At 43.8% G+C, this 13,621-nt stretch carries 15 protein-coding genes and 1 pseudogene; 6 read left to right on the forward strand and 10 right to left on the reverse strand.

Annotated elements, in window-relative coordinates; all coding sequences use genetic code 11:
* Window positions 1–434 (forward strand): PaREP1 family protein (locus tag BP896_RS05610; RefSeq protein ID WP_291766591.1); only part of this gene is annotated, 434 nt, incomplete at its 5' end.
* A 12-nt stretch (window positions 435–446) separates the two neighbouring features.
* Here the strand turns inward: BP896_RS05610 and BP896_RS05615 are convergent.
* Window positions 447–674 (reverse strand): SDH family Clp fold serine proteinase, encoded by a 228-nt coding sequence (locus tag BP896_RS05615; protein ID WP_291766593.1) that lies wholly within the window; start codon window positions 672–674, stop codon window positions 447–449.
* Window positions 675–1,031: 357 nt separating this feature from the next.
* Here BP896_RS05615 and BP896_RS05620 point away from each other — a divergent pair, with 357 nt between their 5' ends.
* Window positions 1,032–2,177 (forward strand): anhydro-N-acetylmuramic acid kinase, encoded by a 1,146-nt coding sequence (locus BP896_RS05620; RefSeq protein WP_291766594.1) that lies wholly within the window; start codon window positions 1,032–1,034, stop codon window positions 2,175–2,177.
* A gap of 52 nt (window positions 2,178–2,229) precedes the next feature.
* Window positions 2,230–2,859 carry a hypothetical protein gene (locus BP896_RS05625; RefSeq protein WP_291766596.1) on the forward strand — a complete coding sequence of 210 codons (630 nt, stop codon included), beginning with the start codon at window positions 2,230–2,232 and terminating at the stop codon, window positions 2,857–2,859.
* On the opposite strand, the gene BP896_RS05630 is transcribed toward BP896_RS05625, so the two are convergent.
* Window positions 2,840–3,562 (reverse strand): SDR family oxidoreductase, encoded by a 723-nt coding sequence (locus tag BP896_RS05630; RefSeq protein ID WP_291766598.1) that lies wholly within the window; start codon window positions 3,560–3,562, stop codon window positions 2,840–2,842. The two genes, BP896_RS05625 and BP896_RS05630, sit on opposite strands and share 20 nt — an antisense overlap.
* Before the next feature lie 103 nt (window positions 3,563–3,665).
* Here BP896_RS05630 and BP896_RS05635 point away from each other — a divergent pair, with 103 nt between their 5' ends.
* On the forward strand, window positions 3,666–4,325 hold the full coding sequence (locus BP896_RS05635) for a molybdopterin-dependent oxidoreductase (RefSeq protein ID WP_291766599.1): 660 nt from the start codon (window positions 3,666–3,668) through the stop codon (window positions 4,323–4,325).
* Here BP896_RS05635 and BP896_RS05640 read toward each other — a convergent pair.
* From BP896_RS05640 to BP896_RS05655, 4 genes are all read right to left on the reverse strand, one after another.
* Entirely contained in the window at window positions 4,309–5,682 is a 1,374-nt protein-coding gene (locus BP896_RS05640) for a cobyrinate a,c-diamide synthase (protein ID WP_291766601.1), read from the reverse strand. The genes BP896_RS05635 and BP896_RS05640 overlap by 17 nt on opposite strands.
* Entirely contained in the window at window positions 5,663–6,304 is a 642-nt protein-coding gene (locus BP896_RS05645) for an SAM-dependent methyltransferase (RefSeq protein ID WP_291766603.1), read from the reverse strand. The genes BP896_RS05640 and BP896_RS05645 overlap by 20 nt, the downstream gene beginning before the upstream one ends.
* Before the next feature lie 98 nt (window positions 6,305–6,402).
* Window positions 6,403–6,687, reverse strand: coding sequence for a DNA-binding protein Alba (gene albA / locus BP896_RS05650; protein WP_012186272.1), 285 nt, complete (start codon window positions 6,685–6,687; stop codon window positions 6,403–6,405).
* 192 nt (window positions 6,688–6,879) lie between these two features.
* Window positions 6,880–7,527 (reverse strand): CTP-dependent riboflavin kinase, encoded by a 648-nt coding sequence (locus BP896_RS05655; protein ID WP_291766620.1) that lies wholly within the window; start codon window positions 7,525–7,527, stop codon window positions 6,880–6,882.
* Between the two features lie 141 nt (window positions 7,528–7,668).
* Between BP896_RS05655 and BP896_RS05660 the strand changes: the two genes are divergently transcribed.
* A complete protein-coding gene (locus BP896_RS05660; RefSeq protein WP_291766605.1) occupies window positions 7,669–8,385 on the forward strand; it encodes a phosphoglycolate phosphatase in 717 nt (238 codons plus the stop codon).
* A gap of 6 nt (window positions 8,386–8,391) precedes the next feature.
* Here BP896_RS05660 and BP896_RS05665 read toward each other — a convergent pair whose 3' ends face one another.
* The 4 genes from BP896_RS05665 to BP896_RS05680 all read right to left on the reverse strand — a co-directional run bounded on the left by BP896_RS05665 (window position 8,392) and on the right by BP896_RS05680 (window position 12,598).
* Complete coding sequence (locus tag BP896_RS05665; protein ID WP_291766608.1) at window positions 8,392–8,826, reverse strand: DUF2286 domain-containing protein; 435 nt, start codon at window positions 8,824–8,826, stop codon at window positions 8,392–8,394.
* 134 nt (window positions 8,827–8,960) lie between these two features.
* Window positions 8,961–9,839 carry a succinate--CoA ligase subunit alpha gene (gene sucD, locus BP896_RS05670; protein WP_291766610.1) on the reverse strand — a complete coding sequence of 293 codons (879 nt, stop codon included), beginning with the start codon at window positions 9,837–9,839 and terminating at the stop codon, window positions 8,961–8,963.
* Window positions 9,836–10,969: an ADP-forming succinate--CoA ligase subunit beta gene (sucC, locus tag BP896_RS05675; protein WP_291766612.1), complete on the reverse strand. Its 1,134-nt coding sequence runs from the start codon at window positions 10,967–10,969 to the stop codon at window positions 9,836–9,838. Before sucC ends, sucD begins: the two co-directional genes overlap by 4 nt.
* 57 nt (window positions 10,970–11,026) lie before the next feature.
* A complete protein-coding gene (locus tag BP896_RS05680; RefSeq protein WP_291766613.1) occupies window positions 11,027–12,598 on the reverse strand; it encodes a DNA topoisomerase VI subunit B in 1,572 nt (523 codons plus the stop codon).
* 280 nt (window positions 12,599–12,878) lie between these two features.
* Here BP896_RS05680 and BP896_RS09915 point away from each other — a divergent pair.
* A pseudogene (locus BP896_RS09915) lies at window positions 12,879–13,596 on the forward strand (transposase); the annotation flags it as partial.
* Window positions 13,597–13,621 lie beyond the last annotated feature (25 nt).

A 13,621-nucleotide genomic window follows, 5' to 3' on the forward strand; every position in this document is an offset into this window, starting at 1 on the left:
ATGTTGTTGAATTACTTACTAAGGTATTATCACTGGATCCAGCTACAGTAAGTAGGGCTCACTTGGAGTTGGCTATTAAATTCCTTAATGAGGGTAAGGGCCTTATTGATAAGGATCCTATTCAAGCCGGTGAGGAACTATATAAGGCCGCTGAAGAGGCCATTAAGGCTATAGCAATTACCTTAAACCTCGAGGAAGCTGGGAGGGCTGGTGAGATTAATAGGTGGACAACTCAATTACTATTTGATGCAGTTGATGATGCATCAGATAAGGTTGGTAAAAGGGAGTTACGGTGGTGGGGCCGTGCATGGTTCCTACACGTTGAGGGCTTTCATGAAGCTAGGTTAAGGCCTGACCAGGTAAGGAGGGATCTGCCTGATGTTGAATCATTGATTGAGCTTGCTAAGGGCTTAAGTCAATCCATGGTTAAGTAGCAAATAAAGGTATCAGGCGGCTGGTAATGTATATAGTATGAGCATTATAGGCATACTGGGTAGAGTCATCATAATGGCCCTTATGACAGCCTCAGAATCCTCAATGCATATGTAGCGGTAAACTGGGATGCCTAGGAAACCAATCTCCTCCTGCCTATGAATAATCGTTATCACTCTATAACCATACTTACGTTCAATAATCTCCATGAACCTTAACCTGGCATTCTGCAGGAGCCTCATTGATAACTACGGCAAACTTCACCTCTTTGAGGCGAAGTATCATTTTAAAGTGGGTAAGCATACCTTATTCAGTAGCCCCCATTAAAGGGGTGTAATCCTTGAGGCCTCGGGGAACCCCAGCCCTTTAGGACTGGGGGGAGGTCAGAACTACGGCTGCGCCATTACTGCTAATAATAGGAGCCATAATAAGTAACCCAATATACTCCACTAAACACATTCAATATGGGCATATTTTAGTCCTTGATTAATTACCTTTTAAGTATTACCTAACTATTAATTAAGGGATTAATAGTGATTATGTAATGCTAATATTATGTGCGTTAACTTTAAATAATAATAATAACGCAATGATGTTAAGTGAGGTTCCTAGCCATTGTTACTGGAACATCATCGGATGGGGCTGATGTAACGCTTATTGACCTACAGGGGTGTGGTAAAGCCACTAGGTTCAAGATAATTAACTACGTATCCTACAGTTACCCTGAGTGGTTGAGGAGGGAGCTACTAAGGGTATCATCATTGGAGCCTATTACCGCTGAGGAGTTTAGTAAGGTTCACTGGGACTTAGGGAGGTTCCTAGCCGATAATGTGGTGAGCAATTTCAATAGGGATGATTACGATATTATTGTTTATTCAGGGTATACTGCCTACCATGGGCCTTCACTAGGTAGGAGGGATTATGGTACACTTCAGATTGGTGAAGCATCGGTGATTTATGCACGTACCCTTAAAACAGTGGTTTACGATTTTAGGGCCAATGATGTTGCCGCTGGTGGATTAGGTGCACCATTAATTGCATTAAGTGATGCATTATTGTTTCATGAGGGGACGTTAACTATAAACATTGGTGGAATATCTAACGTAACCTACATTGGGAGGGATGGGGTGATTGCGTTTGATACTGGGCCTGGCAATATTCTAATTAACCTATTAACTGATCACTTCTATGGTGAACCCTACGATAAGGGTGGTTTACATGCATCTAATGGGCATGTAATTAAGGAATTAATAACTGAGCTAATGCAGGATGATTACTTTAAGAAACCACCACCTAAGAATACTGGTAGGGAGTACTTCGGCTTAAGCTTCATGAGGAATAGGATCCTACCATATTTAAGCAAGTACTCTAGTGATGACTTAATTAGGACAGCCACAAGGTTCACAGCGGAGAGTATTCATGATCAAGTGAGGCGCTTCATAAATGGGCCCATTAGAGAAGTGGTTATTGGTGGTGGAGGTACTAGGAATCCCATCTTAATGAGTGATTTAAGGGAATTATTAAGGGGATTAACGCCTAGAATTAAGACATTTAAGGATTACGGCATAGATGACTTAGCTAGGGAGGGATTGGGGTTTGCGATAATAGCTAATGAGGCACTTCACTTAAGGGTTGGTAATACTGAGGCGACTGGAGGTTCACCCATCATACTTGGGAAAATAATACCAGGCGCCAACTTCATTAATTTAATTGAGCATTTAAGGAACGATAAGTGTAGTGATTAATATTAAATTATTTGGAGGAATACTTTATATGCATTAGGCCTGATACCCCACCGTGGATACGCTAATTTACTACGTTACATTAGTATTCATGATCAGCCTAATTAGTAACGCTACACCATTCTTTGGTGCAGCCTACACTGTTTACGCATCCATAGTGTTAATGAATCTTAAACTTAAGGCACCAATAATAGTACTCTTCATAGTGATCACAGCCCTTGGGGCAGCCTTAGCTAAGAATGCAATGTACCTAATTGGTGTAGCCTTAAGGAGGCCCATGTCCAAGAGCAGGAATATAATATTCCTAAGGGGGTTACTTAGGTTGGGGTTTCTTTGGCTAATAGTCATTATACTGGCCGTGATTCCAGGGATACCCCTTGATGACTACCTCTACGTGGGTACTGGGGCAGCTGGAGTTAGTTTAAGTAGGCTTAATGCCTACATATTCTTAGGGAAGCTGATTAAAAGCTCCATTGAAATACCCATTGAATTAGCCCTATTAAACACTATTTATAATGCAACATCAGTCCTCGGCCTTAGTAAGCTTGAGTTTCAGTTAATCTTCGCCATAGCCTTCACCGCATTGGGTATTGTATTGTATAGGTTGGATTGGTGGAATATGTATAATTGGCTTAAGATGAGGATTAGTGCCCTACCTGATATTACTAGTGATACCTCAACCTAAACCCACCATCAGCAGGTATCACTGCACCATTAACCCACTCCGATTGATCCGAGAGGAGCCAAATAATTATGTTAGCTATATCCTCAGGTGGCGCGCTTGGATCACCAATACTCCTAGTACTCCTCCAATCCCTCTCAGGCCTGAAATCACGCCTAATACCACCTGGAGCCACCACATTAACCCTAATACCCTTACCGAGTAATTCAGAGGCGAGAGTCTCTGCAACCCTGGATAAGGCCGCCTTGGAGGCTATGTAAGCGATGTGATTAGGCCAGTTTAAGTATGGCCCCCATATTGCAGTAACCATTACTATTGAACCATGGTTCATTAATTGGGCAGCGGCCTTAACTGTAAATAAGTGAGCTGCTAAATTAACCCGAAGCATATTGAATAGTGAATCCTCAGTAAGCTCACTGAGGGGGGCCTCAGTATAACCACCAAGCACAGTCACGACACCATCTATACCGCTGAGGATTCCATAAGCCCTCTTAACAGCATCCTCAGCACCACTCATGGTGCTTAAGTCACCCTTAATGGCCTCCACCTTACCGTACTTAGATAATGCGGCCTTCAGGCTCCTTAACCTCTCCTCACTCCTAGCAATCATTACCACTGATGCACCGTTGATTAAGGCTAAGTAGGCCGTTGCTGAACCTAAGCCAGGCCCAGCACCAGCTATAATTACCCTCCTCCCACTCAGCATAAGTACCTTAACTTTAATTACACTTTAAATTTTAGTATTGGGGGTATTAATGATTAGTGTTAACTCAGTTTAGTATTTAAGGGGGGTTAACTTCAGTGCATTAATGGTTAATTGGGATGAAGTATTTAAGTTTGCGTTAAGCAGGGAGTGCAGTAGGGTGGCGTATAGTAGGGAGTGGCCTCCTGAGCAGAGGAGGATTAGGGGATTCATAATATATAATGTCTATGATCCACCTGATGTGAAGCTTGAGGATTACACATTATCATTCACAGGCCTAGTGGAGGGGGAAGTTAAGGTGAGTTACATTGATATACTAGCTAAACTACCATGCGTTGATCTTACTGCTGACTTCCACTGCGTCACAGGGTGGAGTGTTAGTAGCGTGTCCTGGAGGGGTGTTAGGGTGAAGGATATTGCACCTAGACCCCTTAATAATGCGAAGTACGCCCTAGTGATTGGTGCTGATGGGTATACGACTAATATACCCATTGATGCATTAATGGAGGATACGACGATAGTGGCTTACGCAATGAATGGATCAATATTAAGTAAGGATCATGGATTCCCCCTCAGGTTAGTGGTACCCAGTAGGTATGGTTGGAAGTCAGCTAAATACGTTAAGGAGGTGAGGTTCATTGAGGAGGCTCAATTAGGTTACTGGGAGGCATTGGGTTACCACGATAATGGGGATCCATGGTTGGAGGAGAGGTTTAGGGGCATTGAGGAGCATCGGCCGAGGAGAGGTGTTAAGGTTGAGAAGTAGAATTAAGGCTCCATGATTTAACAATATTGCTTAAAACACTATACGTATATGGGTGAATATGCAGGTAGTGGGCGTAGGCATTATTTATTAAGAAACCATCCTTACCATTAACGCCAACACCCCTCTCATACTCTAAGGCATACTCATAATTACCCTTAAGCACTAATTTAGAGTAGTGGAATTCATGTCCCCTTAACATAGTACCCCTGGGTGCTATTGGTATGTCCTTAATTACCCTTGCCGAGGAGTAGCCGTGGCCAACCGGCTTATTAAGCATTATTGTTAATGCATCAATGATTCCAGCCATCTCATATTCATTATTATTGTATATTATTGAATTCGTTAAGTACATTAATCCACCGCACTCGGCATATAGGTAACCACCCCCATCTATGAATTTCCTTACTGATGATTTAAGAGCCCTATTACCCTCAAGCCCCTCAGCGTATAATTCAGGGAAGCCGCCGCCGATTAGGAGTATGTTAATGTCGCCTAATTCGCCATCTTTCTCAGGGTCAATGAACTTAACATTACCTAGAGTATATGCTTCTTCTATTGTTTCAGGGTAATAGAAGGTGAATACCCTACCAGCCATAATGCCTATCCTCGGTGCCCCCTTAATGATGGGTACTGGGCCATTGATGTTAAGGCTTAGTTTAACTGGCTCAGAGTATTCCTTAGCCAGCTTTAGAATGGCGCCAACATTAATGTTCGCTGACGCCCTCTCAATCACGCTCATTAATAATCCCTTATCCACTTCTCTAGCATGCATGAGGCCAAGATGCCTATACTTAAACACATTCTCCAACTCCTCATCCCTCGGTATGAAGCCAACCACTGGAAGGCCCTCCTCCTCAATAATCCTACTCAACTTATCCACCTGCCTTGAAGCCACATTAGTTAAAACCACGCCAGCAAACTTAACGTCAGGGTCAAATTGCCTCAACCCCCTAATTAAGGCCCCAGCAGTCCTATTAATCCTCTCCCCATTAATAATAAGTAGAATTGGTGCTTTAAGAATCTTGGATAATTGGGCAGTACTACCATATTCATCAACACCACTTGGACTATCATAGAGCCCAGCAACCCCCTCTATTAAGGCTATGTCGCTTCCCCTGGAGTACTTATGTAGCCTCTCAATAATACCGTAACCCATTAGGACGTAGTCAAGGTTCCTACTGGGTGAGGCAGTTACTAGGCCATGGAGGCTGGCGTCTATGTAATCAGGGCCGGCCTTAAAGAGTGATGTGGTGAAGCCAGCCTTATTTAACGCATACGCTATTGCCAAGGTTACTAGCGTTTTCCCTGACTTACCCTTATATGATGATACTATTAGCCTAGGTACCGTTAACTCCATGATCATCACTCATAATGAATATTAAGGATGGGGTAAGGGGCTTTAATTTAAGTGGCTTATTGCCTTTAACCTTAATTAACGCACTATCAGGGTACGTCACCCTACTAACCACCAATGCTTCATCATTATTCCTCAAGTACTCATTAATTTTATCAAATGCTGCTGAAGCCATGAATAATACCGTAGTCCTCCTAACCACGCCCTTTGCAATATTGGGGTATGATACTAGGGTAATTAAGTCGCCTAACTCTAACCCATATTCAGCAGCCGCAGCGGTGAAGCTCGGTACCCCAGGTATTATGATGCATTCCACCCCCTGAGCCTTAGCCTCCTTACATATTCTAACCCCCCTACTGAATAATGTTGGATCCCCATTCTTAAGGAACGCAACCTCTAACCCACCCTTAGCGTACTCGATAGCTTCCTTAACGTACCCCTCATGTTCATCACCCCTTACATGCCCCATGTAGATTAACTTAGCTCTGGGCGCATAACGCCTAATTAACTCAGGATTAATTAGTGAACTGTAGTAGGCTACCTGAACCTTAGCCAGCGCCTTAATTGCCTTAACTGTGATTAAGTCAGGGTCCCAGGGTCCTGCACCAATGACGTATAATGCCACATGCCCCTTACCCCATCTTAAAGATAACGCTTATTTCACATTTATGGTGAAACTGCAAAAAAGCCGCTGGTGATGAGTGATGCTTTTTATAGGCGGCCTCACTTCCTCTCAATTACTATTTCAACGGCCGCCACAACCCTTTCCTTTCCGCCCTGGCCAGTTATCTTATCGCTCAGTAGCTTAACCTCCCTTATGTCCACTTGGCCCGCCAGGAACCTGTCGCGGACCATTGTGGCCGCTGCTACTGCCCTCGCTATTGCTGATCCCCTGGCCTTGAGGATTACCCTCTTACTGCCTTGGTTGAACTGCATCACCGTGGCTATTACGTAGTTTGTTGTAGGCTTCTTTCCAACCAGTATTGTGGCCTCCTGTTGAGCTGCCATTCCGCTCACCAACTATCTTCTTAACTATGCATTTTAAAGCATTACCGTTTGACCTAAGGCTTCGTTTTCATGGTAATTCATGTGACCTTTAGGTGAATTAATTGCGGTTTGTTTACTGCATAATTGCCTTGGGAATGGAGGTTACTGAAGCTGCATCAGCAAGGCCCATAAGGCAAGGGAGGGGGCTATAATTTAAAGTAGAATATTTATTGCCACGTCATCACCATCCTTAAGCCCAAGCCTATCCCTCAATTTAACTGGGGCTACAACCTCAATAACCTCAGGCCCATGTGAAGTCCTCTCTATTAACAATACACCACAGGGTATATCACCTATAGTGCATTTAAACGCCTTAACTCCCCCGTAGGTTCTTGAACCATTACTGAAGCCCTCAATCCTCACCCCAGGCACCCTCTCTAAGTATAGCCTATACTTCATGTACTGGTCAAGCAGCTTCACATTTAATGTGCCTGGGTATGGTTCAAACCCAAGCTTACTAATGAATTGCCTCCTATAACCCTCTAGGCTAATGTAGTAACTACCCTCCCCAAAGCCTGTTACCACAATGCCCCTTAGGACTATGGTTATGTTCTTCCCAAGCAGGTTCTCCATCAGGTCCATTAGGTTCCTTAATAAGGCACTACCCTTCTCACTAAGCATTACACTCACCTCACCCTTAACACTACTCCTCACAATGTACCCATCCTTCTCCAGCCTCCTAAGCACCTTAGATATGTTCTGAGGCGTAGTACCCATTTGCTTAGATAAGTCACTTACGCTAATTCTCGTGAAGTCATGGTCATTAACCCCATTCTGGAGGAGGAGAAGTATGTAAGGTATCTTCTTCAACTCTCTGTAATTAACTACATTAACTTGCCTATCCACGTTAAGGCCCTATTAAAACCCCTTTAAATACTTAGAACCCTCAGCTTAGCCCTGTGGGTTAAGCAAAGGCTTATTAAACTTCAGGTTCAAGGCTTCATGAGTATGGACATTAACCTACTCCTACTTGATGTTGATGGGACTTTAACAGTGGATAGAGGTGAGTTAGCCCTTGAGCCTGAGGCCATTAAGGCTATACAAAGGGCTAGGGGTAGGATTAGGATTGGTTTAGTGACTGGTAATGCATTAATTGTTGCTGAAGCGTTAACTAAATACATTGGGCTTAGTGGTGCACCGATTATTGCCGAGAACGGTTGCGTAATTAAGGTGGGTTCATCAACAGTAATGCTAAGTACATTGAGTGCTAGGAGTATTGCTGAGGAATTAATTAAGAGGCTTGGTTTAAGGCCTACTTACCAATACCCCTGCAGGTACCTTGACATGACCCTTGACGTTAATGGTGATGACTACAATGTTGTGAATAGGATTAAAGAGGAGTTAATTAAAATGGGGGTTGAGGAATCATATGCTGTAGAGACCAGTGGTTACGCTGTTCATCTTAGGCCTATTGAATGCAGTAAGGCCGCCGCCATTAGGAGGCTTTGTGAGTTAATTAATGTGGATTGCTCAACAGTCGCCTTTATAGGTGATAGTGATATTGACGCTGAGGCCTTTAAGGTGGTTGGCTTAGGTGTAGCCGTGGGTAATGCTACGAGGAGGGCTAAGGAGTACGCTAAGTTAATAACAAGGAACCCAAGTGGTAGGGGTGTTGCGGAGTTTATAGAATTAATAATGAATGGTGCATTAATGCGTTAATTTAACCTACTCCTCAAATTCCTCCACCTCCTCCTCACCTGCCTTTAACGTGTTTATTACATCGTTTATTATTTGTGCGTTTAATTCATTGGATATGAATGGGAAGACTAGGACAGCCTCCTCAGCCTTAAACCCCTCCCCAACCCAGTCACTGGAGTATATTATCTCATAGACAGGTATTGTTGCCTCAGCTGAGTCGCCGCTCCTCCTAATGTTATAGTTCCGCAGCCTATCGTAAAGTTCAGGTGATGGTAACGGTAACTTTATTTGAATAACCCTATCATCCTTAAGTATCATGAAATCCCCCTTCTCCGGATTCCATTCATTAAGTAGGTTAACCGCAATCTTCTTAACGACATCAAAGACCCTACCGTCAACTACCTCATTACTCGCTACTGCGTAGTCCCTAATCTTAGCAACCACGCAGGATTCATTCACCATTTAACCAGTACACACTAACAGGCTTTATAACTGTACCTAGCCCCTCAGTGGTAGGCGCCTACCACTAATCATTTTTAATTTAAAATAACGCATACACGTGAATAAAGGCTTGGATTTTAAATTAACACACTTAATTACTTTGAGATATCGCGAATGAGCTTAACAACCTCAAGCGGCGTCTTAGCAACCTTAATCCCCGCTGACTCAAGTGCCTTAACCTTACCCTCATAGGTGCCAACCCCCATTGATATTATTGCACCAGCGTGGCCAAGCCTCTTACCTGGTGGTGCGGTTCTACCGGCTATGAAGGCTACTATTGGCTTAGTTACTTTACCATCCCTAACAAGGCCAGCTAACCTCTCCTCCTGGTCACCGCCTATTTCACCAATTACGACTAAGTACTTGGTTTCTGGATCATTCTCATACATTAAGGCTGCCTCAACCATGTCCGTACCTATTATTGGGTCACCGCCAATACCAACCACTGTGCTTTGGCCGAATCCTGCCTGGGTTAGGTGGTAGGATATTTCATAAGTTAAGGTACCGCTGCGGGATATTATACCCACTGGCCCCTTCTTAACATATACGCTATTGGGTAATATTCCTACCTTACTGATTGTTGGGCTAACAACACCTGGGCAATTTGGCCCAATTATAATAGTACCCTTATACTTAGCGTAGTTAACGAACCTTATCGCATCATGAATTGGAATATGTTCGGTTATTATTACAACCAGCTTTATCCCATTATCCACAGCCTCATAGACCGCGTCTGAGGCAAACCTGGCTGGGACGAATATTATTGATGTGTTTACCTCAGGGTGCTTCCTTAAAGCATCCTCCACTGAATCGTAAACTGGAACACCGTGAACCTGTTGGCCACCCCTACCTGGAGTCACTCCGGCAACAACCTTGGTACCGTACTGAAGCATGTACAGCGTGTGCCTAGACCCCTCACTGCCTGTTATTCCCTGTACAAGTACCCTGGTGTTATGGTCAACCAGTATCGTCATCTTAAACCACCCTGTAGTTTACTTATTAATTCACCTATGGCCTCCTCCGCTGTTTCATAAATTTTAACCCCAAGTGGGGCTAGGATTCTCCTACCCTCCTCCTCATTGGTTCCCTTCAACCTTATTGCCAATGGCTTAGAGGCGCCAATCTCCTTAAAGGCCTCCACAACACCGTATGCAACCTCATCCCCCCTGGTTATTCCACCGAAGATGTTCAATACAATTCCCTTAATTCTCTCATCCTTAAGCAGTAGGCTTAAGGCTGCCTTAACAGTATCCCTACTTGCGCCACCCCCAACATCAAGGAAGTCAGCTGGTTCACCCTTAAACTCCTTAACAAGGTCCATTGTGGCCATTGTTAAGCCAGCCCCATTACCAACAACACCCACGTAGCCTGGTAATTCAACGTAGTGGAAGCCATACTTCCTAGCCTCAAGCTCCTCCCTGGTTAAGTCGCCTTCCTCCTCCACTGAAATGTCACTATGCCTATATAATGCATTATCATCAATCATTATTTTAACATCTAATGCAACGAAGTTACCGTCCCTGGTTAAGGCAAGTGGATTAATCTCCACTAACTCTGCATCATATGCCTCGAAAACATTATACATTATTCTGAGAAGTGAGGCGAACTTTGAGGCTAATTCCCCTGTGAAGCCCATGAACTTATTAATGGCGTTGACTGTGTAGTCCCTAAGGCCCTCAAAGGGGTGAACCCTAGCCCTGTATATTTTCTCAGGGCTTGTCCTAGCTATCTCCTCAATATCAACCCCACCCTCAGGTGAGGCTAGGATTATGAATGTTCTACTAGACCTGTCTATGGTTATTGAGACGTAGTACTCCTTAACCACGTCAACGCCTTCCTCAAGTAGAACCTTCTTAACCTCAAAGTCCTGGATAACCTTACCCAAGTACTCTGACGCTATTTGCTTAGCCTCATTACTATTATTAGCCCTCTTAACTAACCCCATCTTAGCCCTACCTGCGAAGGGTACTTGGGACTTAACGAAGACTGGGTACTTTAAGCTGCTCTTATCGATTTCACTCACACTACTGATTACAATGCCCTTAGGCACGCTTACACCATACTTAGCCAGTATCTCCTTACCCTTATACTCAAGCAGCCTCATCAATCAGTGCTTAAGCCTGGGTGTTTTACGCTTTACTAATGTAACACGAGTAGGCGCTTAAGCAACCGCAAGGTTACCTACCTCACTGGTAATGGTGGGTGGGCCAGCCCTTATGTCTAGCCCCAGCTTCTTCTTAATTAACTCCTCAAGTTTACCTTTAATTAAATTTTCATCAATCCCCGACGCGAAGGATAGGGCTGAGGACACTTCATCAGTGTATAGCCTAAGTATAGCGTACTTGGTTAATAATTCCTGCTCCTTCTCTTTCCTAGCTAAGTAAACCTTAAGCTTCCTAGCCACCTCCCTGACAGCTAACCTAACCTCCTTTTCAATTTCAGGAACATCAGCAATAGCCTCCTTACCGGCTGAGGCGTAGGGTATCTTGGTTGAGCACACGTGAACCACCACTGCTAGGGGTGCTGGGAACTTAACCTTGTATTGACCCCAATCAACCTCATCAATAACATGCCTAATCACATCACTACCCTCATCCTGAAGTAAAGGCACTTTATTAGCGTACCTGTATAGTATGGGCTTATCCACAGGCATTATTGACCCACCCCAAGCTATGGCTGCCTCAACTATGAATGGGTGGCCTGAGTATGAGGCAGGCTTCCTAGTGGTTACGAATATCGCCTCAGGTTTAAGGACGTGGAGTATGCCGTTAGCCAGTATCTTCTCACCAATAGGGGATAACCAATCAGCCCTCGGCCTCCTCCAACCGTTGAACTGCCTCATCTTCTCAGCAAGTAACCTTAACTCAGACTCACTAAGCCTCTTAACATGTTTACTGGCCCTGATGCCCAGGGTCTTTAAGAATTCCCTAACGGTCTCATCCCCAATACCATCGAAATTCTCCTTAAGGAAGTCAATAAGCGGTATATCACTGTTCCTATTAATTAACTGCTTAAGGGACTCAAGGTCAATACTACTTGGGTGTGGTAAACCCTCCACAGGTGGCTTAGGCATTATTGTTGTTATTCTATTAAACCTAAGGACCTCATTATTAGGCTCAATGAGTATTATTTCAGCGTAGGGGGTTATCATTGCTGTCCTGGTGAAGTACTCCTCAATCCTACTCTTAGCGTATTGCCAATTACCCTCAAGTACAACCTTAACTGCTGTACCATGCCAGCCATACTTATTCTCAACCCTAACATGGCTATGTATCACTGGCTTATTCTTAACAGTATCAATGCTAATCTCGTAAGTGTATATGTATTGGGAGCCCTTCATTGCGCTCATTACCTTAACAGGCATTCCTGAGGTGGATTGAGCGTAGAGGACAACCATCTTTGCGCCAAGCCCGAAAATACCCCTATGCTGCTTAATCTTATACTTGGAACTGTAGAATATTTGGCCGAAGACATTAGGTATCTCCTCCTCTGGAATACCTATACCATTATCCTCAACGTATATTGAGTAAAGGTCCTTATCCTTATCAACATACCTTATTGAAGCCTTAATTGAGGGAAGTATACCGTGATTCTCAGTGGCGTCTAATGCATTCTCAATAAGCTCCCTAATCGCCTGGTACATTGCCCTACTTGGGCTTGAAAAACCTGCAATCTCCTTATTACGCCTAAACCACTCAGCCGGCGTAAGGGACTCAAAGGCAACATCAGACATATACATACACCACATGTATGAACCTCTTTTAAGCCTTTCTACGCGGAGCAGCATCATACATCATTCAATCACCTAATAATGAAAAACTGAAAATAGATGAATATATAAACTAATTGTAGACAAATGTGCTATCTGGGAAAATATTATTTGAGGGAGATGATAAAGGGTAAGGCAAACCTCTAAGTTGGCTTGGGGGTAGGGTTTTTACCTCTCATTATCTTTCCTATTTAGTGGCTTCGGCTACTGTGGGTTAATTTAATAATATGAGGAGCGGGAGCCGATTAACTCCAGTAATACCTACGGTAGCCGAAGTCAATTTCAGCAATGTGAGGACAAATGTCGTACGCCTTCTTCCTAATGGGGATCAATGGCGCTTTAAAGGAGAGAATGTTGATTTCAAAGCCACTTGGATTAAGTATTATCAGAAATACAGGGATAGGCTAGGTGTTAACGCACAAGCTATTCTGCAGAAGAATAATGAGGCTTGGGCTTCATTCTTCACCATGCTTAGGCTGAAGAAGGAGGGGAAGCTACCACCTCGCAATCACGTATCACCACCAGGGTACTGGAAGGAGGATGGAAGGAGGAAGAGGATCCTAGTGGTTAGGCAGGACCGCTACATTGTTGATTAAGATGGAAAGAAGATTATGCTCAAGGATTTCAAAATGGAGATTAACTTCGTGAGTAGGCTGAGGTGGGGTGGGAGGCAGGGTAGGTTAGAGATCATTTACGATGAGGATACTAATAGGTGGTATGCTCACATACCGGTAGAAGTTGGTGTTGAGGCAACTAAGACTAGTGAAAAGTCAAGATACATTGTTCATGGTGAAAGGAACTCTATTCAAGTAACTAAACCGAAGGGGGCAAGGCAGCATCAATTGATTTAGGCATAGGCATATTGGCTAGTGTTATTGTGAATGATGGTACTTGGTTGATTTATAGGGGTGTTAGGGCTAAGGAGGATTACTTCCTACTTTGAAAGGAAGATGGCTGAAGTGTAATCCTTGGCGGATTGGGTTAGGG

This window comes from Caldivirga sp. UBA161, assembly GCF_002506515.1.
GTDB lineage: Archaea > Thermoproteota > Thermoprotei > Thermoproteales > Thermocladiaceae > Caldivirga.

Coding starts and splice junctions, on each gene's coding strand:
- sucC (WP_291766612.1), bottom strand. CDS start 10,969: ATGAGGCTGCTTGAGTATAAGGGTAAGGAGATACTGGCTAAGTATGGT.
- BP896_RS05630 (WP_291766598.1), bottom strand. CDS start 3,562: ATGCTGAGTGGGAGGAGGGTAATTATAGCTGGTGCTGGGCCTGGCTTA.
- BP896_RS05615 (WP_291766593.1), bottom strand. CDS start 674: ATGAGGCTCCTGCAGAATGCCAGGTTAAGGTTCATGGAGATTATTGAA.
- BP896_RS05680 (WP_291766613.1), bottom strand. CDS start 12,598: ATGTCTGATGTTGCCTTTGAGTCCCTTACGCCGGCTGAGTGGTTTAGG.
- BP896_RS05660 (WP_291766605.1), top strand. CDS start 7,669: ATGAGTATGGACATTAACCTACTCCTACTTGATGTTGATGGGACTTTA.
- sucD (WP_291766610.1), bottom strand. CDS start 9,839: ATGACGATACTGGTTGACCATAACACCAGGGTACTTGTACAGGGAATA.
- BP896_RS05635 (WP_291766599.1), top strand. CDS start 3,666: ATGGTTAATTGGGATGAAGTATTTAAGTTTGCGTTAAGCAGGGAGTGC.
- BP896_RS05640 (WP_291766601.1), bottom strand. CDS start 5,682: ATGGAGTTAACGGTACCTAGGCTAATAGTATCATCATATAAGGGTAAG.
- albA (WP_012186272.1), bottom strand. CDS start 6,687: ATGGCAGCTCAACAGGAGGCCACAATACTGGTTGGAAAGAAGCCTACA.
- BP896_RS05665 (WP_291766608.1), bottom strand. CDS start 8,826: ATGGTGAATGAATCCTGCGTGGTTGCTAAGATTAGGGACTACGCAGTA.